Annotated in this window: 16 protein-coding genes; 13 read left to right on the top strand and 3 right to left on the bottom strand. The window is 26.7% G+C overall.

From position 1 onward, the window contains the following. Window positions 1-40 precede the first annotated feature (40 nt). From AC4FQV_RS05750 to AC4FQV_RS05720, 7 genes are all read left to right on the top strand, one after another. Window positions 41-1,963: a beta-N-acetylhexosaminidase gene (locus AC4FQV_RS05750; RefSeq protein ID WP_491164926.1), complete on the top strand. Its 1,923-nt coding sequence runs from the start codon at window positions 41-43 to the stop codon at window positions 1,961-1,963. A gap of 480 nt (window positions 1,964-2,443) precedes the next feature. Next, entirely contained in the window at window positions 2,444-5,152 is a 2,709-nt protein-coding gene (locus AC4FQV_RS05745) for an MGH1-like glycoside hydrolase domain-containing protein (RefSeq protein WP_491164923.1), read from the top strand. A 209-nt stretch (window positions 5,153-5,361) separates the two neighbouring features. After that, window positions 5,362-5,826: a hypothetical protein gene (locus AC4FQV_RS05740; protein ID WP_491138206.1), complete on the top strand. Its 465-nt coding sequence runs from the start codon at window positions 5,362-5,364 to the stop codon at window positions 5,824-5,826. Between the two features lie 105 nt (window positions 5,827-5,931). Further along, complete coding sequence (locus AC4FQV_RS05735; RefSeq protein ID WP_491138207.1) at window positions 5,932-6,354, top strand: MarR family winged helix-turn-helix transcriptional regulator; 423 nt, start codon at window positions 5,932-5,934, stop codon at window positions 6,352-6,354. A 164-nt stretch (window positions 6,355-6,518) separates the two neighbouring features. After that, window positions 6,519-7,193 (top strand): hypothetical protein, encoded by a 675-nt coding sequence (locus AC4FQV_RS05730; protein ID WP_491164918.1) that lies wholly within the window; start codon window positions 6,519-6,521, stop codon window positions 7,191-7,193. A 158-nt stretch (window positions 7,194-7,351) separates the two neighbouring features. Next, the gene (locus AC4FQV_RS05725; protein ID WP_491139512.1) at window positions 7,352-8,077 is read left to right on the top strand and encodes a hypothetical protein; all 726 of its coding nucleotides are present in this window, start codon (window positions 7,352-7,354) and stop codon (window positions 8,075-8,077) included. A 296-nt stretch (window positions 8,078-8,373) separates the two neighbouring features. Beyond that, entirely contained in the window at window positions 8,374-8,931 is a 558-nt protein-coding gene (locus tag AC4FQV_RS05720; protein ID WP_491138209.1) for a hypothetical protein, read from the top strand. Window positions 8,932-9,002: 71 nt separating this feature from the next. Here the strand turns inward: AC4FQV_RS05720 and AC4FQV_RS05715 are convergent, their stop codons facing one another. Further along, window positions 9,003-9,176 carry a hypothetical protein gene (locus AC4FQV_RS05715; protein ID WP_491138210.1) on the bottom strand — a complete coding sequence of 58 codons (174 nt, stop codon included), beginning with the start codon at window positions 9,174-9,176 and terminating at the stop codon, window positions 9,003-9,005. 352 nt (window positions 9,177-9,528) lie between these two features. Here AC4FQV_RS05715 and AC4FQV_RS05710 point away from each other — a divergent pair, with 352 nt between their 5' ends. The 3 genes from AC4FQV_RS05710 to AC4FQV_RS05700 all read left to right on the top strand — a co-directional run bounded on the left by AC4FQV_RS05710 (window position 9,529) and on the right by AC4FQV_RS05700 (window position 15,859). Further along, a complete protein-coding gene (locus AC4FQV_RS05710; protein ID WP_491138211.1) occupies window positions 9,529-10,056 on the top strand; it encodes a hypothetical protein in 528 nt (175 codons plus the stop codon). A gap of 455 nt (window positions 10,057-10,511) precedes the next feature. Then, window positions 10,512-15,179: a S8 family serine peptidase gene (locus AC4FQV_RS05705; RefSeq protein ID WP_491164916.1), complete on the top strand. Its 4,668-nt coding sequence runs from the start codon at window positions 10,512-10,514 to the stop codon at window positions 15,177-15,179. Between the two features lie 443 nt (window positions 15,180-15,622). Beyond that, window positions 15,623-15,859, top strand: a complete 237-nt coding sequence (locus tag AC4FQV_RS05700) for a branched-chain amino acid ABC transporter substrate-binding protein (RefSeq protein ID WP_491138213.1) — start codon at window positions 15,623-15,625, stop codon at window positions 15,857-15,859. Between the two features lie 509 nt (window positions 15,860-16,368). On the opposite strand, the gene AC4FQV_RS05695 is transcribed toward AC4FQV_RS05700, so the two are convergent. Beyond that, window positions 16,369-16,857 carry a GNAT family N-acetyltransferase gene (locus AC4FQV_RS05695; RefSeq protein WP_491164914.1) on the bottom strand — a complete coding sequence of 163 codons (489 nt, stop codon included), beginning with the start codon at window positions 16,855-16,857 and terminating at the stop codon, window positions 16,369-16,371. A gap of 491 nt (window positions 16,858-17,348) precedes the next feature. On the opposite strand from AC4FQV_RS05695, the gene AC4FQV_RS05690 reads away from it, so the two are divergent. Then, window positions 17,349-17,954 (top strand): DUF3267 domain-containing protein, encoded by a 606-nt coding sequence (locus tag AC4FQV_RS05690; RefSeq protein ID WP_491138215.1) that lies wholly within the window; start codon window positions 17,349-17,351, stop codon window positions 17,952-17,954. 175 nt (window positions 17,955-18,129) lie between these two features. Beyond that, window positions 18,130-18,699 (top strand): hypothetical protein, encoded by a 570-nt coding sequence (locus AC4FQV_RS05685; protein WP_491138216.1) that lies wholly within the window; start codon window positions 18,130-18,132, stop codon window positions 18,697-18,699. A gap of 70 nt (window positions 18,700-18,769) precedes the next feature. Here AC4FQV_RS05685 and AC4FQV_RS05680 read toward each other — a convergent pair whose 3' ends face one another. Next, complete coding sequence (locus AC4FQV_RS05680) at window positions 18,770-18,973, bottom strand: hypothetical protein (protein ID WP_491164912.1); 204 nt, start codon at window positions 18,971-18,973, stop codon at window positions 18,770-18,772. A 361-nt stretch (window positions 18,974-19,334) separates the two neighbouring features. Between AC4FQV_RS05680 and AC4FQV_RS05675 the strand changes: the two genes are divergently transcribed. Further along, the gene (locus tag AC4FQV_RS05675) at window positions 19,335-20,312 is read left to right on the top strand and encodes a DUF4003 family protein (RefSeq protein ID WP_491138218.1); all 978 of its coding nucleotides are present in this window, start codon (window positions 19,335-19,337) and stop codon (window positions 20,310-20,312) included. Window positions 20,313-20,327 lie beyond the last annotated feature (15 nt).

The following is a 20,327-nucleotide window of genomic DNA, read 5'->3' as shown; positions in this document are numbered from 1 at the left end:
AATTATATATTAAAGGTCTATTTGTGAGAGGAGAATAAAGATGAAGATTAAATTAGTTGGATTAAGTGAGAAGACGTTAGAAGCTGTAAAGGGATTAGAAAAACTAGTTGATTTTCAGCTTTATAATGGAAAAGAACTTAAAGAAAAAGAAGTAGAAGTTATAAGTGTCTCTAAATTATCCTGTGATTGTGAAAATGTTATAGAGATTATTAGAGAAGGAAAACTTAAAGAAATAAGATATAAAGAAATGCACCATTTTTTTAGAGCTTTTAGCTTATATATTCATTATCTTAAAAGTGGAGAGAAAGTTTTTAAGAAAAATGAAAAGGTTTATATAAAATCTTTAGGTTTAATGATTGATGCTTCAAGAAATGCCGTTTATAGAGTTTCAGAATTGAAAAATATATTAGGGTATATGGCTTTAATGGGATATAAAAAATTTATGCTATATACAGAGGACACTTATGAAATTAAGGAGTATCCTTACTTTGGATATATGAGAGGAAGATATAGTAAGGAAGAATTAAAGGAAATTGATGAATATGCCTATTCTTTAGGAATAGAGGTTATACCTTGTATACAAACCTTAGCTCACTTAAAAGGAACTTTAAAATGGCCATATGCTTCTTCTATAAAGGATACTGAAGATATTCTTTTAGTAGGAGAAGAAAAGACTTATAATTTTATAGAAAGTATGTTTTCTTCTTTAAGGGAAGTTTTTAGAAGCAAAAATATTCATATAGGTATGGATGAAGCTTTTAATTTAGGAAGAGGAGTTTATTTAGATAAAAATGGATATTCTTCTAATAAAACTCTTATGATTAAGCATTTAAATAAAGTTAATGAAATAGCAAAAAAATATGATTTTAAACCTATGATATGGGATGATATGTTTTTAAGACTAGGAGCAAAAGAAGGAGGATATTATGATTTAGATATAAAAATAACTCCTGAAATAGCTAATAGTATTCCTAGAGAAGTTTCCCTAGTTTATTGGGATTACTATAATTCTAGTTTAGATAAGTATAAAAAGCTTTTAGATATTAGAGATAGTTTTCATAATAAGATTATTTTTGCAGGAGGTTGTTGGCGATGGAGTGGATTTGCTCCAAATTATTCAAAGACCTTTGAAACAACAAAGGCTTCTTTAAAAGCTTGCAAGGATAAGGGAATAGATGAAGTCTTTGCAACTTCTTGGGGAGATGATGGGTCTGAAACACCTATATATTCAATAATGGTTGGACTTATACTTTTTGCAGAGCATGGATATTATGAAAAGGTTAAGGAAGAATGGATAGATAAAAGATGTAAGGCTTTGACAGGACTTAATATGGGTGATTTTACATTATTAGAAAAATTAGACATTGTTAAAACTGTTAAAGTTCCTAATATGAATGTTTGTAATCCTTCAAAATATATTGCTTATCAAGACTTGCTTTTAGGTGCCTTTGACAAGCATTTAGAAGGTTTAAATTTAGAAGAACATTATAGAAAACTTTCAAAAGAATATGAAAATATAGCAGAGAAAGCAGGAAGATTTAAGGAAATGTTTAGTATGTACTCTAAGTTTGCAGATTATCTTTCTTGTAAAAGTGAAATTGGTTTAGAGATAAGAAAAGCTTATTTAGAAAAGGATAAAGATGCTTTAAGACTTATAGCTTATAGTTTTATACCTGAAATAAAAGAAAAGCTTAAAATCTTTCATAAAAGTTTTAGAAGTCTTTGGTATAAGGAATGTAAAGGACAAGGTTTTGAAGTTATAGATATTAGACTTGGTGGAGTTATGGCAAGATGTGATTCTGCTATTTATAGAATAAGTAAATATCTTAAGGGAGAAATTGATAAAATAGAGGAATTAGAGGAAGAGAGACTTTACTTTTCTTATGATTTTGAAGAAGATTGCAAACTTATATGTTGCAATGAATATAAAAATATAGCAACTCAGAATATTTTGAGTTGGTAAAATTTTATAAGTATTTAAAAGAAAATTTTAGCAGAAAATAGTAGGCTATACCTAAAATTTCTAGAAGAGAGAGATAATAGGTATAGCCTTTAAAATTTAAAAGGCATATAGAAAATTTAAGAAATTAAGACTTTTAGGAGGTGATGAACATCAATCACAAAAAGAAGCCTTAACCTCTTTTATAAGGATACACACCTATCTTTCCCATAAAAAAGTTTTTTATTCAAAATTAAATATTTTTAAGGATTTATAAATTCATAAATTATATATTATATGATTGTAAGTCAACTAATATTCACGAAAATAATTGAATATTCTGTTAAATTTAATTTAGGGTGTTGTAAATGTTATCATAAAGTGTTATGATTTTGTTGGATTTTACTTAATAAATAACCTAATTTTACTAGATTAAATAACTGAATTTTACTGGTTTTAATTTAAGTATTTTACATATTAATTTTTTTTAGGGGGTATTTTTTAATGAAGTTAACTTTAAAAGGAAAATCTGTAGTTACAACAGCTTTAACTACAACTTTACTTACAGGACTTTGTAGTTTTAATGCCTTTGGTGCGGAACAAAAGAATTCTGTAGAGAACTTTAAAAACGTTTTAAACGTACAGGGTGATCCAAAGGTAGATTTAAACGATTCTTATTCAACTAACGTTGATAATCCTTTTTCAGATATGGGAGCATGGCATGCTTACTACTTACCTAAAGAAGGAGCAACAAATTTATATGGTGGCTTTGCAGGACCTTTAATAGTTGGAGAGGAATATCCTATAAACTTATCAGAGACTATAAGTAAAATAGTAATAACAAATAAGGATACTAATGAAACTTATGATTTATCAAAGGCTCAAGATGTAAGTTTTGATTTTTATCCTGGAAGGTTAGTTCAAAATTATGACTTAAAAGATTTTAACTTAAAATTAGAGCTTATTTTTGCAACTAACAGAAGTGCCTTAATAAAGACAGAAATAGAGAACAAAACTGACAAAGACTTAAACTTAGACATAGAGTGGACAGGAGATATATTTAATAAATCACCTTACACAATAAGCTATGATGAGGCTGGAGAAAAGAATTTTGACTTAGGACAAAGATTAGAAGCAACTAAAGATGGTGTTCAAGTTAACTTCTCTAATATAAGATCTACATGGTCATTCTTCTCTACTGAAGAAACTAAATTTGACGTAAATTACGAAGGTGATACTACTACTAAAGTAGACGGAAATACTTACGTAACTAAGTTAGATAATACAGTAAACATAAAACCTAATAATACATATAAGACTTTCTCAACTCAAAGTTACACTTTCACTCAAGATGAGTTTAATAAAGAGCAAGGAAAGGTAGAAGATTTACTTCAAAATGGAGATAAATATTTTGAGGATAATCATAATCGTTGGCAAGGTTACTTAGACAAGGCATTTTCAAAAGAACAAAAACAAACTGACCCACAATATAAAGAGGCTGCAGTAAAATCTATAGTTACATTAACAACTAACTGGAGAAGTGCAGCAGGTGCTATTAAACACGATGGAATAGTTCCATCTTTATCTTACAAGTGGTTTGTAGGTATGTGGGCTTGGGACTCATGGAAACAAGCTGTTGCAACTGCAAACTTTGATGGAGAATTAGCAGAGGATAACATTAGAGCTTTATTTGATTATCAAATACAAGGAGATGACCCTATTAGACCATATGACAAGGGTGCTATAATAGATGCAATCTTCTATAATAAGGATGAACAAAGAGGAGGAGACGGAGGAAACTGGAATGAAAGAAACTCTAAACCACCTCTATCAGCTTGGGCTGTATGGAATGTTTACAAAGAAACTCAAGATGTAGACTTCTTAAGAGAAATGTATCCTAAATTAGTTGCATACCATAACTGGTGGTACACAAACAGAGACCATGATAAAAATGGTATAGCAGAATATGGTGGAATGGTTCATCCAGCTAATAATAGTGAAGATGAAATAATTCTAGCAGCTGCTTGGGAAAGTGGTATGGATAATGCTACTAGATTTGATAAAGAAGGATATGGAGATGGAGACGTTGGAGTTCATGTATTTGAAAACAAGAATGACAATGGACAAACTGTAGGTTACTCTATAAACCAAGAATCTGTAGACTTAAACTCTTATTTATATGCTGAAAAAGGTTTCTTAAAATCTATGGCTGATGTTTTAGGAAATGAAGAAGATTCTAAGAAATATGAAGAAGAAGCTAAGGAAGTTGGACAATACATTAGAGATAATATGTTTGATAAAGAAACTGGTTTCTTCTATGATTTACAAATAAATGAAGATGGAAGCGAAAAGAAATTATTAGTAAACAGAGGTAAAGGTACAGAAGGATGGATGCCACTTTGGGCTAAAGTTGCAACAGAGGATGAAGCATTATTAGTTAAAGACAATATGATGGACCCAGGTAAGTTTAATACTTTCATGCCATTACCTACAGCTTCAAAGGACAATCCTAAGTATGAGCCAAGCAAATACTGGCGTGGACCAGTTTGGATGGACCAAGCTTTATATGGAGTTGAGTCTCTTCAAAACTATGGATACACAGATGATGCTGAAACATTAACTAAAAAATTATTTAACAATGCAGAGGGCTTATTAGGAGATGGCTCTATTAGAGAAAACTACAACCCAGAAACAGGGGAAGGATTACACACTAAAAACTTTAGCTGGTCAGCTTCTGCTTACTACTTATTATATAAGAATGTTTTAACTGGAAATAGTACAACTTCTCAAGAAAGTTTACCTATTTTAGCTAGTGAGGATGTAAAACCACAACCACCAGTTGAAAAACCAGAAACTCCACAACCACCAGTTGAAGATAATAATACTGATAAACCACAACCACCAGTTGGTGAAGATACAGAAAAGCCACAACCACCAGCTGAGGATAATACACAAAAACCTCAACCACCAACAAATGAAGGTACAGAAAAACCACAACCACCAGTTGGAGATGAGGAAAAACCTGAAGCAGATAATGAAACTCCACAAAATGGAGGAGATTCACAAGATAAGCCAGTTGAAAAACCATCAGAAGAAGAAAACAACCAAGGTTCTTTACCTAATACAGGACAAGCACTTGGAAAAGATTCTTTATTAGTTGGTGCTTTAGGTATAATTGGTTTAGGAGTATACTTCCTTAGAAAAAGATTTTAATTAATTTTAAAATATCTATAAAGACTTAAAGTCTTTATAGATATTTTTTTTAAGTAATATAATTTATACTCTTTAAAAATAAAATTTTTTAGAGATAATATATATTTGACAACAATTATTATTAGTAGTAAAATAAAAAACGGAAAATATAGTTTCTATGCGAACTAATTTCTCATAGAATTTAATATAAAGTTTAGGAGATGATATTTATGGACGGAATAAAAAAGTTTACTCCAAGGGTTAGTAAAAAAATTTTATTTCTTGTTGCAGGTTTAGTTTGGTGTTTTGCTGGATTTAGAGTTTTTACTTTAGGTTTTAGCGATGTTGTTTCAAATCATGGTAATTATATTGTAGCTATAATTATTGCAGCTATAGTATTTTTTATATTTTTTAAATTTATTTTTAGTAAGATGTTTAAAAAACATACTAAGAGAATAGTAAATAGTGAGTTAGAAAAGCATTGTGTATTTTCTTTCTTTGACTTTAAAAGCTATGTAATAATGGGATTCATGATATTTTTTGGTATAACAGTTAGAAATATTAAGATATTTAATCCCGTATATTTAGGGGATTTCTATATGGGATTAGGAGCTGCTTTATTTTTAGCAGGAGTTTATTTCTTTATAGGATTTTTCACTTTTGAAAATATAAAAATAAAATATAAAATCAGTTAATATAATATAAAAAACTAATGGTGCATAGGGTTTAAAACTTTATGTGCCATTAATTTTATAGAGAGGATAATTGAATATAAAATTTTAAGAAAAGAGGAATTTATTATGAATTTTGATTCGTTTGAGATAGCCTTATTAATAAAAGAAATTTATTCAAATACTATGGGTAAGGTAAATGATGGAATTAGAAAAAGTGGTTTAACTCACCAACAGATAACAGTTATTAAATTGATTGCGCATAAGGGAAAAGTTACAGTTAAGGAACTTTGTGAAGAAATGTCTTTATCTAAGGGAACTGTTTCTGGAATTATTTCAAGGCTTGAGAATATGGGCTATGTAAAGAAAATTAAAGAGGAAAAGGATAAGAGAAATACTTATATAATTTTTTCTGAAAAAGGATTAGCCTTTGCAAGAAATTTTAAGGAAGAAATAAATAATAGTTTTGATAAAGTCTTTGAAAATTTTACTGAAGAGGAGGTTAAAAAGCTTAGAGAAACACTTTTACTTATTAAGGAAAAAATAAAATAATAATATATGTTAAATTTAAGAAAAGTAATTATTAACTTAAATGTTTTTTTCTTTAAATAAAGGAGCCCTTTAAAGTAAAAATGGATAAAATATGGTTTGTAAGTAATTAAGGGTTGATATATAATAGGTGAAGATTATTTAAAATAAAAGGAGACGCTTAAGGAATGGAAAAGGAATTTGATATTGAATTTAAAAACTATTTATATCAGGTTTTAGGTAAGGATATTATTAAAGAAGTAAATTCAAAAGAGGAAAATGAATCATACTTAGAAGTTGGGTGTAAGTTTCCTATAGAAATTTCAGAGGATATGATTAGCCTTTTAACTAACAGGGATAGTCTCCTAGTTATCCTAAGATTTCAAAATGAGTCTAAAAAAAGCTTTAAGGGAGTGCGTAAAGGAAAGGTTGATTTTGGATTTCAACTTTTTAGGAAAGAGGACTTTAATACTAAATATGATTTTGTAGGGTTTACTCTGTCTATAAAAGGTGCCGTTGAATATAGTGATATGAGATTAGACCTTAATTTTACTCCTAAGGAATTTGAGTTTTCAAAGAGTTTAAACTATTCTTTAAATATAATAGCAATAGATGATAATTCTATAATTAGAGCTATTAGACATATTAGCTTTCCAAGGGAGCTTTGTGAAATCATTAGAAAATACTATGTTGATTTTAAAAGTAAAGAGTATAATAGAGAAACTGCTTTAGAAGATTTAGAAAATTTAAATTCTATATTATTTGAGTGTATAAGTTCAAAGGATGTTAAGGATAATTTTAGTTTATATACTTTTACAGATGAACCAGAGGAATCTATTTTAGATAAATATATAGAAGTTTGAAAAGACTAGACCTTATTTAATATAAATTAAAATAAGCTTATTTATTTAAGTTTAAAATTTATTTATATTTTATAAGGTCTTTTACTATCTATACCAAAAAGGTATTATGGTATATAATGGATATGGAATGATATGTAATAAATGGGGAGGTTTTTATGATGAATGAGAAGCTTAAAGATGTAAAAGATTTCGTCAGAGAACTTATTAGATTTGAAGATTTTGAAGATGAAATATTTTTAAATTCCTTTGAAAGAGCTAAGGAGGAGTTAAATAATTATTGCAATGAGGAAGATTATAAAGAGGAGGAAATTTCTTTAGGGGATAAGCTTTATATTGATATTAAAGGGGATAGTGCTATGATTCTTGAAAAAAAGGATCAGTTTAACCTTTTTTTAAGATGGGATAATTCAAATATAGAGGACTATAGGGCAATTACTTATGGAAAAATTGGCTTAGGTTTTCAAATTTATCCGAAAAAAGAATTTGGGCTATTTAGAGATTTTATAGGTTTTACTCTTTCTATAGAAGGACTTTTAGAGTGTAGTGCTTTTCCTGTAGATTTAAATTTTTCTTCTAAGGGTTTTTATTTATCTAAGGATTTAGAATATACTTTTTATATAATTTTAATAGAAGGTAAAGAGGGAGTAGTTAAGGCTATTAGAAAGATACATATACCAAAAGAATTTTGTAAAATAATTAGAGAATGTTATTTAAAGATAAAAAGTGAAGGCTATGAAGATTTAGAAGGATTACAAGATAGAATAAGCATACAGCTTAAGGTTAATAAATTAGGAGGAAAAGCAGTAGAAGGAATATATGGAGTTTACAAGATAAAAAGTGAAATAGAATTATCTAAGTTAAATTCTTACATAAAATTGATATGATTTTTAAAATATTAAAAGCATATAAATTTACATATTTAAAGAGTGATTTAATAATTTAAATCACTCTTTTTAATTTTTTTTATTTTTAAAGGGGGATTTTCTTAAATTTTTAAAATTTACTTATTATTAACTATTATTTTTTATTACTTAAGAATATTTACTTATTATTTAAATTATGATAATATTTAAATGGGATAAAAAGGAAATGGGTGTATTATAAAAAATGGACTAATAAGCTATGTTTTATGGTTATATGAGAGTAGGTCATATTATTTTAACTCTGGAGGTTATTTTAGGTGAAAAGAAGTATTAAATATTTAGTTTTAGGATTTTTTGTTTCAATTTTATCTTTAAGTATTATGTCCTGTAGTAGAGAATCTAATAAGGCTTTAAGCAAGGGGAAGGACTTAATTGAAGATAATCAATGTGATAAGGCTATTGTTTCCTTAGAACTAGCTTTAGATGAAGACCCTAAAAATGAAGAAGCAGAAGAATTAAAAAATATGGTTGAAAATTATTTAGAATCTAGAAAGGCTTTAGAAGAGGGGCAGATAAGAAAAGCTGAGGTTAAGTTTCAAAACATTGGGGATAGGTCTAAGGATTTTCCAAAGTTTAAGGAGTGTGTAGACACTTTAGAGAAAAATATTGATGAAGATTCTAAGTATGATAAAGAAATAAAGGATGATATGGATAAGTTAGAGTCTTTAATAGAAGATAAAAATTATGAGGAGTCCATAATTTTAATTAAAAGTTTAGATGGAAGAGTTAGAACAAGAGAGCAGAAGGAAAAGCTTGAACAGTTAAAATTAAAGCTTATTTCTATATTAGCTATTGAAAGTGAAAAGAATAAATAATTAAAATTAGGGCTATATCTTAAAAGATTAAAGCCCTTTTTATATTTATGTATTAAAGATAAAAAATGTATTTATATATTTTTTATTTTTTTATGTCCACAAACAGTACATTTAAAAATAAGTTTTTTTTCAGCATCATAGTCGTAGGCAAAGGGATATTCAATCATTTCTTCACCACAGATTTCACAAATTTCAAAAGTTTTATTATCTTTAATTTTATCCTTAGAAACTTTAGATTTTTTCAAATTCTACTACTCCTTTTTAAACTATATTTGAGTAAAAGCATACCTCTTTTTATGAGATTTTTCAATAATATACTTTATATTTTTTATAAAGTTTATATAAAGTAAAAATAAAGAGAGTTAAGGTATTTATATAATAAGGTTTAGTATCTTTAATAAGCTTTTATATTAAAAAGGTGAAAAAATGGATAGTTGGTAAAGTTTTACTTAGTATGTTATCATATAAAATATAATAATAAAATGTTAATAAAAAAGAATATTATTTACAAAATAGATTTAATTAAAGGATTTAAAAAGTTAAAAAAGGAAATAAACATATTTTAGAAAGTATTATTTCTAGACAAGGAGAACAAGAATGAGTGTTACTACATATAGAACTAAAAATGGCAATTTTAAGATTGATTCTAAAAAGTTAAATGAGAAAGTTACTGAAGTTTATAAAATTTATGGTTTTGACCTTAATTTATATGAATTTGAAGATGAGGTAGATAAGGTTTTTTATCTTAGATATGCTGTTATGAAACTTAAGGAAGAATTAGTAGGAAGAAAAAATGATTTTGAAATAAAAAAAATTGTTGAAAATTTTTACGAAAGTAGAATGGAAAAGTTTGGAGAAGACTGGAATAGAGAAAATGCTTGGTGTAAATATATTTCAGAGAAATATATTTTAGTGGAAATTGATGAATTAGAAAGAGAAGTTCCTATAGCTTATTATGACACTAAAGTAGAAGCTATTATGGGATTTTTAAAAATGGGTGCTTATGATAATTTAAAGGTTTTTAGAGGAACTGTTGTATGTAAGGATATTTTAGGAGAGGAAGTTTTAATATCTTTGAAGAAAAAGGATGATTATTTATTTCCACCTTTTAGAAAGGGATTTTAATTAAAAGCAAGTTTATAGATTTATATTATATAAATTTATACTCTTGCTTATTTTTATTATCATTATTAATAATTTATTAATAAATTATTAATAATGATAAGGGGTTTTTAAAATAGGATAATTTAAATAAAATTGAAAAAAATTCAAAAATAATTTTTAAGGTAAATTAAAGTAATAATGCCTATTAAAGACTAATTTTATAAATTTGTTCATAAAAAGTTAACAAAAAGAATTCTTTTAAAAAAATAATTAATATTGTATAATCTATTAAAAAAATAAACAAATTGTTAAGAAAAATACTCTTTAGGAATAAATTTGTAAATCTAAAGAAAAACTTCTTATATTTAAAAGCTTAAAATTTTTTTATAATAAATTACTTTTTGGGGCAAGTTAAGTAATTTATTATTTAAAGATTTATATAAATTTTAAAGTACTAAAAAGGGGGACTAATTCTAATGAAAGAAGAAAAGAAACATATGAAAAAATTTTTATCCTCAACACTTACAGGCTTAGTTGCATTATCAATTATTATGCCAAATAGTGTGGGAACAAAGGTTATAGCAAAGGAAGTAAATAATGGTACAAGTCATACCGTTAAAAATTTAGAAAGTATTGCAAGAGATGAAGCTTATTTTAAGCATGAAAATCCTGAAGAAGTTGTAAGAGTTATAGTTGAACTTGAAAAACCTTCTGCTATTGAGGAAGCTAATAAAGAGGGAGATAAAAAGCCTTCTGAAGAAAAAATTCAAGAGGTAAAAGAAGAACAAAAGGATGCTAAGGATGAGGCAGAAGAAATTACAGGAGAAAAGATAAATAAAAGCTTTGGAACATTAATAAATGGTTTTAGTATTGATGCTAAAATAAAGGATATAGATGAATTAAAGAAAATAGATGGTGTAAAAAGTGTTAAGGTGGTTAAAACATATTATCCAGCTATGAATTCAGCTAAGGATTTAACAGAAGCTGTTGAAACATGGAAAGACTTAGGTTTAAATGGAGAAGGTATGGTTGTTTCTATTATAGATTCAGGAATAGACCCAAGTCATAAGGATATGAGAGTATCAGATTCTTCAAAGGTTAAGATTAAAAAGGAAGACTTAAAAGAAGGTCCAGGTAAATATTTTACTGAGAAGGTGCCTTATGGATATAACTTTGCAGATGAAAATGAAAATATAGTAGATTCTCATCCTAAGGTTGATATGCATGGAATGCATGTTGCAGGAATAGTTGCTGCTAATGGTAGTGATGAAGAAGTTTCAAAAAGCGAAGCTGTAAAGGGAGTAGCACCTGAAGCACAATTACTTGCTATGAAAGTTTTTTCTAATAATCCAAATAGACAAGGGGCTTCAGAGGATGATATAGTTGCAGCTATTGAGGAATCTGTTAATCAAGGAGCAGATATAATAAATATGAGTTTAGGTTCATCAGCTGGTTTTCAAAAGGAAGATGACCCAGAGCAAATAGCAGTTAAAAAAGCAGTAGATGCAGGCGTTGTAGTTGTTGTTGCAGCGGGAAATTCTCAATATTCTACAGCACCATATAAGGTTCCTGATGTAAAAGATACTGGTTTAGTAGGGGCACCAGGAACTGCAAAGGATGCTTTAACTGTTGCAAATTATCATAATAGTAAAATGCCATTACCTACAATATCTTTTAATCTTAAAGGTGAAAATTATAAGGTTCCATTTATGATGTCAGCTGATGAAAGCACTTTAAATTTAGACAAGGACTTTGAAATTGTAGATTGTGGACTTGGTAAAAAGGAAGATTTTAAGGATAAGGACTTAAGTGGAAAGATTGCTTTAATAAAAAGAGGAGAAATTACCTTTATAGATAAAAATTTAAATGCACAGGAAGCGGGAGCAGAAGGCGTTATAGTTTATAATGGTGATAATGATGAATCTTTTATAAACATGGCAACAGATGAAAAGGTAACAATACCTTCAGTTTTTATTAAAAATTCTGATGGAGAAAAATTAAAAGAAGTAATAGATGAAAATTCAAAGGTGAAATTTACTAAGGAGAAAATTTTAGTAAATAGTAATGATGCTGGAGACTTTGTTGAATCTTCTTCTTGGGGACCTACTCCTAGTTTGGATTTTAAACCTCAAATTTCTGCACCAGGAGGAAATATCTATTCAACTTTAAATGATAATAAGTATGGAATAAAAACAGGTACATCAATGGCATCACCTCATGTTGCAGGGGGAGAGGCTTTAATTGTTGAAGGACTTAAAAAAGAAAATCCAAATCTTAAGGGAAGAGATTTAGTTGATTTAGCTAAAAATACAGCTATAAGTACTTCTAAAATAGAGATGGATAAAAATAATCCTAAGATACCATACTCACCAAGAAGACAAGGAGCAGGTCTTATGCAGATAGAAGAGGCTCTTAAAAATAAAGTTGTTGTTTTAGATGAAAATGGAAGTCCTACTGTAGCATTAAAAGAAATAGGAAATGAAAAGGAATTTATCTTAACTTTAAAAAATTATGGTGATAAAGATGCAATATATGAGGTTGAAAATTTAGGTGGAATATTAACTGAAACTAGCGACACCTTAAATACTATGTCTCATGATGTAAATATTGAAGGGGCAAATCTTAAATTTGATAAAGAAAAGGTAGTAGTTAAGCCTAATAGTACTGAAACCCTAAAGGTTAAATTAACTATACCAAAAGTTGTTTCAGAGGATAGATTTGTTGAAGGATTTATTAAATTAAAAGGACAGGATGTTCCTTCATTATCCGTTCCTTTTATAGGATATTATGGTGATTGGGGTAAAGACCAAATAATAGAGACTATGAATTGGGACAAAGAAAATCAAAAGTTTATAGTGCCTTCAGAGGTTCTAACTAACTTAAATGGAGCAATGGGATACAAGTTAGGTCTAGGAAATAAGGATGAAAAAGGAAATTTTGTAGTTGATGAAAATAAAATAGCAATTTCTCCAAATGGTGATGGTAATGGAGATTTAATAGCACCATACCTATACTATTTAAGAAATGCTAGAGTTACAGAGGTTGAACTTTTAGATAAGGATAAAAAATCTTTAGGTCTTATAGGACATGAAGATTATATAAGAAAAGAAGAATTTAATGAACCAAGTGGAAGTGGAAAAGCACCTAATTTATTTGAAAATTTAAATTGGGATGGAAAATTATATAACGAAAGTACAGGAGAAAAAGAAGTTGTAGAAGAAGGTCAATATTATTTAAATATAAAATCTAAAGTTGACTATGATGGGGCTAAGGAGCAGGAAGTTATTGTTCCAGTAAAGGTAGACCTTACAGCGCCAAATATAGAAATAACTTCTAAAGATAAAGTTTTAGGAAATAAAGATGAAGAAGAAGTTGACTATACTCTTCAATGGACAGCGAAGGATAATGTTTCTGTTATTCCAGGAGTAGCTTCTGTTTCAGTTAATGGAAAAAGTGTACAAGCACCTATTAAAGAGGAAAAGGGGCTTTATAGTTGTGAAGTCAAACTTAAAAATAATTCTTTAAATGAAGTTAAGGTTGACATGAATGATACAGCCTTTAACTTAGGAGAAGTTACAAAGAATATAAAGGTTGAGTCTTCAGAAGCTATTATTAATTTTGCTGATAACTTTGGAAAAACTACATTAAGTGTTGATAATTCTTCAGAATATGTAGTTAAAGGAATTTCATTAGGACCTGTAGAGGAATTTAAAATAAATAATGAAGAAGTTTCAGTTAATGAAGATGGAACATTTGCTCATAAAATTTCATTAAAAGAAGGTATGAATAAAGTAAATATTTATGCTAAAGATAAAAATGGAAAAGAAATTTATAATTATGCAAGTTGTATATTATGTGATACTAAGGCTCCTATAATAAATTTAGTTTCTCCAAAGGTTAAAGAAGATGGGATTGTTATAACAAATGAAGATAGCATAAAGGTTGAAGGTACTGTTGAAGATAATACTATAGGATATAAATTCTATAAAAATGGAACTATGGAATTAGATGTAGAAGATAGAGTTAAACCAGGAAATGATAGTACAAGAAGAAATTTCTCTTATGATGTGCCTGTAAAAGATGGAGATGTTTTAGTATTAAGAGCTGTTGATGTTTTAGGACATGAAACCATAAGAAAGCTTACTGTTAAAGTGGATAAAAATGCTCCAAAGGTAACCTTAGAAGGGGTATCTGATAAAGGAATATATAACTATGATGTTTTACCAAAGGTTACATCTAATGAAGAAGCTACTATTACTTATTTATTAAATGGAAAAGAATATGATGGAAAAACTCCTATTAAAGAAGAAGGTAATTATGAATTAATAGTTACAGCATTAGATAAAGCTGGAAATAAAACAGAGGTTAAAAGTAATTTTATAATAGATAAAACACCAGCAAATATTCAAGTTAAAAATATTGAAGAGGGAAAAGTTTATAATAATGATGTTTCTTTAGAGGTAGATACCAATGAAGAGGCAACCTTAGAATATACTTTAAATGGAAAAGAGTATGATGGAAAATCTCTTATAAAGGATGAAGGAGAATATCTTTTAAATATTACTGCAACTGATAAGGCTAAGAATGTATCTAGCAAAAAAATTAAATTTTCTATAGATAAAACACCAGCTAATATATTAGTAGAAGGTGTAAAAGATGGAGAAGTTTATAAAGAAGCAGTTACACCAATTATTGAAACTGATGATAAGGATGCAACTTTAGAATATACTTTAAATGGTGAAACTTATAATGGAAAAGATAGAATAGAGAAAGAAGGCCAGTATGTTTTAACAATTGTTTCCTTAGATAAAGCAGGAAATAAATTAGAAAAGACAATTAATTTCTCTATAGATAGAAGTTCCTTAAAAGATGAAGAAAATAAGGATGAGGATAAAAAGTATAATGAGCCTAAGGAGGAATTAATAGGAGAAAAACCAGAGGCTAAAAATGATTCAAAGGAAGAAATTGAAATTTCTAAAGATGAGAATAACTCAAAGGCAAGTAAGGAAGAAAGTATGTTAGATAAATTAGGGAATTTACCTAATACAGGACAAGTTCTTGGAGGGTCTTATTTATCAATTTTAGGTGTTATTATGGCTACTTTAGGAGCTGTTTTTACAAAGAAAAAGAATAAAGATAAATAATTTATAGAAGTTTAAGGGATTTTTAGTTAAAAGGCTATTTATTTAAAATAGCCTTTTATTTTTTTCTATTATGAGTAATTTTATTATGAAAAAAATAATTACTTTAAAAGTATATACTTTTTATTAAAAATAATGATAAATAGTTAATAAAATTTATAAATATTCTACAGAAAATGTTTACATTAAGAAATTAGAGTAGTATAATAAAGGTGTAAAGAGAAATAGACTTATTTAGGAAAATTTATATAATTATTCAAAATAAGTTGAAGTGAATTATTTTATCTTGTGTAAACGTTTATAAAGTCCTGCGTTTTGAATTTTGCTTTTAATTATCAAAATAATTTATCTCTTTTTAAAATATAGCTTTTAAAATATCTTTTAGGACTTTACATTAATATGATTCATTTTATAAAGGATTTTATTATTAAAAGGGGTGTTGTAATATGTTATACAAAGGCAATGACAAAATAAAAATAACTTTTAATGAAGATTTTTTAAGTAGAGTCGATTTTATGAGAGCTGTTGTTAGATACTTAATTAAAAATGATAGAGATTGTAAAATAATAGATTTTTATCATTTAATAGTAGATGACAAAAAATATTATTTAAGAGATCAAAATTTAACTCCTGAAGGAGCAAAATGTATTCAAAATGCAATTTTAATTCCTATAGATGATTAGAGTTTTTATATATAAATTAAAGAACATAAAAATATTTAAAAAATACTTTTATGTTCTTTAATTTTTTTATTTAATAAAAAAATATAAGGAAAGGCTAAATAAGCCTTTCCTTATATCTAAAAGGAGTTTAAAAACAAAGAAATATTTGCTTTTAAATTTAATATAAGATTAGTTTAAAGGAGATTTAGGGTGATTTATAGGATTCTTTTGTTTTTTAATTCTTTAGTTTGTATGTTTTTATTTTAAGTTAGTCTTTAGTTTCTTTAAATTTTATGATTTATTCTAATATAAATCTCGTATAATTATGTAAATTTGAATTTTGCTTTAAGTTAAAATTTAAATGTGTAACTAAAAATAGAGGAGAGCTTTAAGATACACATTTAAATTTTTAATGGTTTTATAATTTTAAAACATAAGTTTTAGGTTTGAACTTAAATATAGTATTTTTTATAGTCATTAAGATTGTAGACATAAATTTTATTTTCTATACATTAATAATTAAATTTTTATTAGGTTATTTTTTTTATTAATATTTCTCTATTATCATAGTAAAATATACCAGAGTTGGAGAAGTTTAAATTTAACCAAAATAATTTGTTTTTAGGATTAGTAGGGGTTAATTCTATAGTTTTAGCACATTCTTTTTTTAATTTTTTTTCAAGTTCTTTAAAGGCTAATTTTCCTATTCCTTTATTTCTATAATCTTCATTTATACAAAATTCTAAAATTAAGGCTTTACCTTTTTTATCAATGTACGTTATATAGGTAGCAAAGCCTAATAACTCTTCATTATTTTTAAAAAATACTAATTTTAAAGGGTTAAAATCTCTTTCTAATGCTTCTAAAAAAGATAGTTTATATTCTTTAGATAAAAAATAATTAATTTTCTCCTTAGAACTATTACTATTTTCAGAAATATGATTTATGTATTTATAAAACATATTCCAAAAAATATTTAAATCTTCAAAACTTTCAATTTCATAAATTTTAATATTCATATAATAAAAAAAGGTTAAAATAACCCCAACTATCCTCCTTTTATTTTAAAAATAAAAAAATAAGGGACTTTAAGAAAAAGGAGATTTTAAAGTAAGTCCCTTAAAAAGTTCAGTTTTAATATTTATATGCTTAAAATTTGAAAATATTACTACATTATAAAAATAAATTTAATTTGGTTCGATTTTCCAGGATGAAAATAAATAATATTATGGTATAATAAGGTAATAAGGGAGAATTTAAGTTAAAAGCCTTATATTTATATAAGGCTTTATATTATGTGCCTAAAAATTAATAGTTAATAAAAGTGAAAAGTTTATATTAAAGTTAAATATTACAATTAATATTAAACTTTTTCTTAATTCACAATAAATGGGGGAGGTGAAGGTCACTAATTATTATATAAGTGCTAAAGAATTGTAACAGCGAGTAAAGTTTTATTTAGAAGTTAAAATGTTAGTTAAAGGTTTTAATAAAGTTAGTGGCTGAATTTTTGAAATTAATTTGGAAAGGGAAGTTTAATGGTGTAGAGGATCTTCCAGTTGAAGAAGTACCTAAGGATGCGAGAAGATTTGAAGAACCAGAGACAGCTTCAGACTTAGCTAGGGAAACTAGGAAATCCTTAATTCCAGTTATAATATTTTTGCTTATAGTTATCTTTCTTAGAATGAAAATAAATGGAAGCTTCAAGGTTAATGATGTTTTAAATATATTTGGAGTTATTTTAGTTCCGTTTAGTATAGTTCCTCATGAATACTTACATGCTTTAGCTTTTCCTAAAGGGGCAGAAGTTAAGATGTGGTATTCTTTTAAACAGAGGTTAGCAGTTATTATTTCGGATAGAGCTATAACAAAAAGAAGATTCATATTTTTAAATCTTTTACCAAACATAGTATTTGGGTTTTTACCCCTTGTAATATGGATTTTTGTACCTAAGAATATGAGTTTTTTATCAGGAATTTTGTTTACATTTGGTTTTATAAGCTTAATCATGGGGACAGGTGATTTTATGAATGTTTATAATGCTATAAGACAAGTTCCAAAAAAAGCAATGATTCAAATTTCAGGATTTAATTCTTATTGGTTTTTGAAAAAATAAGAGTTTGTAAAAAATAGGCATATAAAATAAAAGAATATAATTTTTGTAAAAGGACAAGTAATTTATTACTTGTCTTTTTATTTCTTTTTAAAGAAAAATAAATAAAAAAATGATATAATAAATTAAAGTTTTATTTTATTTAGTTGATGGAATTTAGAATTAGGAGGAGTTTAAAATGAATCTTTTTAATAGAAATGAAGATGAAAAAGATGATTTAGAAGAAAAAAGTGCTGTAGAAGTTGTTGTAAATGAAGAGGGTTCTGTAGAAAACGTTACTTTTGATAAAAGTAAGGCTGTAGCCTATGGAATTGATTTAGAAAAAGAGGAAAAAGAGGAGAATATGGATGGAGAAGAGGGTGAACTTTTAAATCCTATACCAACACCTATAAAACAAGAGGAGAATATGTTAGATTATGTTCTTACTCTATCAGAGGAGCAAAAGATGAGATTAAATGAGCTTATACAGTCTAATGATTTTGCAGGAGTTAGTAGATTACTTGCTGAACATAAAAGAATAATATCAACTCCTAAAGAATTATATAATATAGTTTTAAACTTTAATGATAGCAAAATAATTCCTTTTAAATCTGCTATGGTATTAGGATTAGATGAGGTTGATGCATTTAATGTTTTAACTAAGGAATATCCTATTTTAAAGGAGCTTGAGAGAAATAAAATATCTATTAGAAAAGTAAATAGAGTTCAGCAATCACAAGTTCTTATGGTAGATGGTGAATTAAGATAACTTTAAATTTACATAAAGAGCCTTAAAATTAAAAAAAGAGAGATTTTGACTTTTCAAAATCTCTCTCTTTTTATTTTATATTAAATTTTTCTTGAAGCTTAATAACTGCCTTAATTATTAAGAAAAAAATTATGAATATTACAAAAACACTTAATATACTTAAGGTATATATATTATCTAATAAAAGTTGGTCATAAAACATAGCTACAAGAAGGCCAAATATAAGGTAGGATAAAACTAAAGTCATATTTCTAATATAAGTATAAATATTCATAAAAATAACACCCCTTTTATACCATTTAATACCTTAATTATACAATAAATGATAAAATAAAAGGATTTTTGTAGGTTATTTTGCAAAAAATATAAGTATTTAGATAATATATGCTTTAAATTAAAAGAAAATCATATTAAGAGTATATATTTTAATAATAGCACAAAAATAAGTACCTTTTATTAAATTTAGTTCAGTAGCTTTTTTAGTGCTTTTTAAAAAAAATAGTATAATTTTATTAATAGGACTAAGCGAGTTAATTTTTGTGATTTTTACATAGGGTTTTATTTTATTTTAATTATATTTACAAGGGTTAGTTTGCAAGGTTTACAATATTTTTTCAAAGGAAAGGATGATTTTTATGCTTAACGAATTAGTAAATCTATTAATTAGCAATGGGGAAGTTTTAGATAAAGTAGAAGGGACTTCTGAGAAAAATATTGACAGAAAATACTGTGCCTTAAATTTAACTTTAAAAAATGAAAATGCTAATATAGATAAAATAGAAAATGCAATAAAACTTATAAAGGAAAAAACTTCAATGTTTTCTGAGTATAGAAGAAGAAATCTATTAAACTTAGCTGTAAACTTATCATTAGAAGATGATATGGACAAGGCTTTAAGTTCAATAGAAGAAATCTATAATAAACTTAAAGATGAATTATCTTCAAGCAGATACTTAATGTTAGCAGCTGAAGAAATATTCTTTGCAAAAGATAACATAGATATTGATGAAACAGTAAAAAATACAAAAGCTATATATAAAGAAATGAAAAAAGACCATAGATTTGAAACTAAGAGAGAAGATGTTTGCACAGCTGCTATGCTTTCAATGACTTCAGAGGATATAAACAAAACATTAGATGAAGTTAGAGAATGTTATGAAGTTTTAACAAACTGTGGTTTTTCAAAAAATAATGATTTAGAATTATTAAGCTGTGTTTTAACAGTTATAAATATGCCTGTTGATAGAAAATGTGCAGAGGTTAGAGATTTATCTACTAATTTAAAAGAAAATAAAGTTGAGCTTAAAAAATCAGCACTTCCAATATTAGGTATAGCTGCTTTCGTAACTGATGATTACAACAAGTTAAGCAAAAATGCTTTAGATGTTGCAAGTACTTTAAAAGAAACTAAAGGATTTAAATCTGCAACTGTAGATGAAAAAGTAAGAAATGCTATGGCTATAATATTAGTAGTTAAGTCTTACTTAAGCAACTTAGACGATAGTCAAAAACAAAATCTTGTAAAAGAAATGTCAGGAAAATCTTTAGATGCAATATTTGCAATTGCATCATCAGGTAGCGTTACTTTAGAAGAAATGGCTGTAACAATGTAATATAAGAAAATTTTT

The sequence above is a fragment of the Clostridium sp. TJA038 genome, from assembly GCF_058310255.1.
Note: the sequence above shows the minus strand (reverse complement) of the source record. Positions and strands in the feature narration are given on the sequence as shown.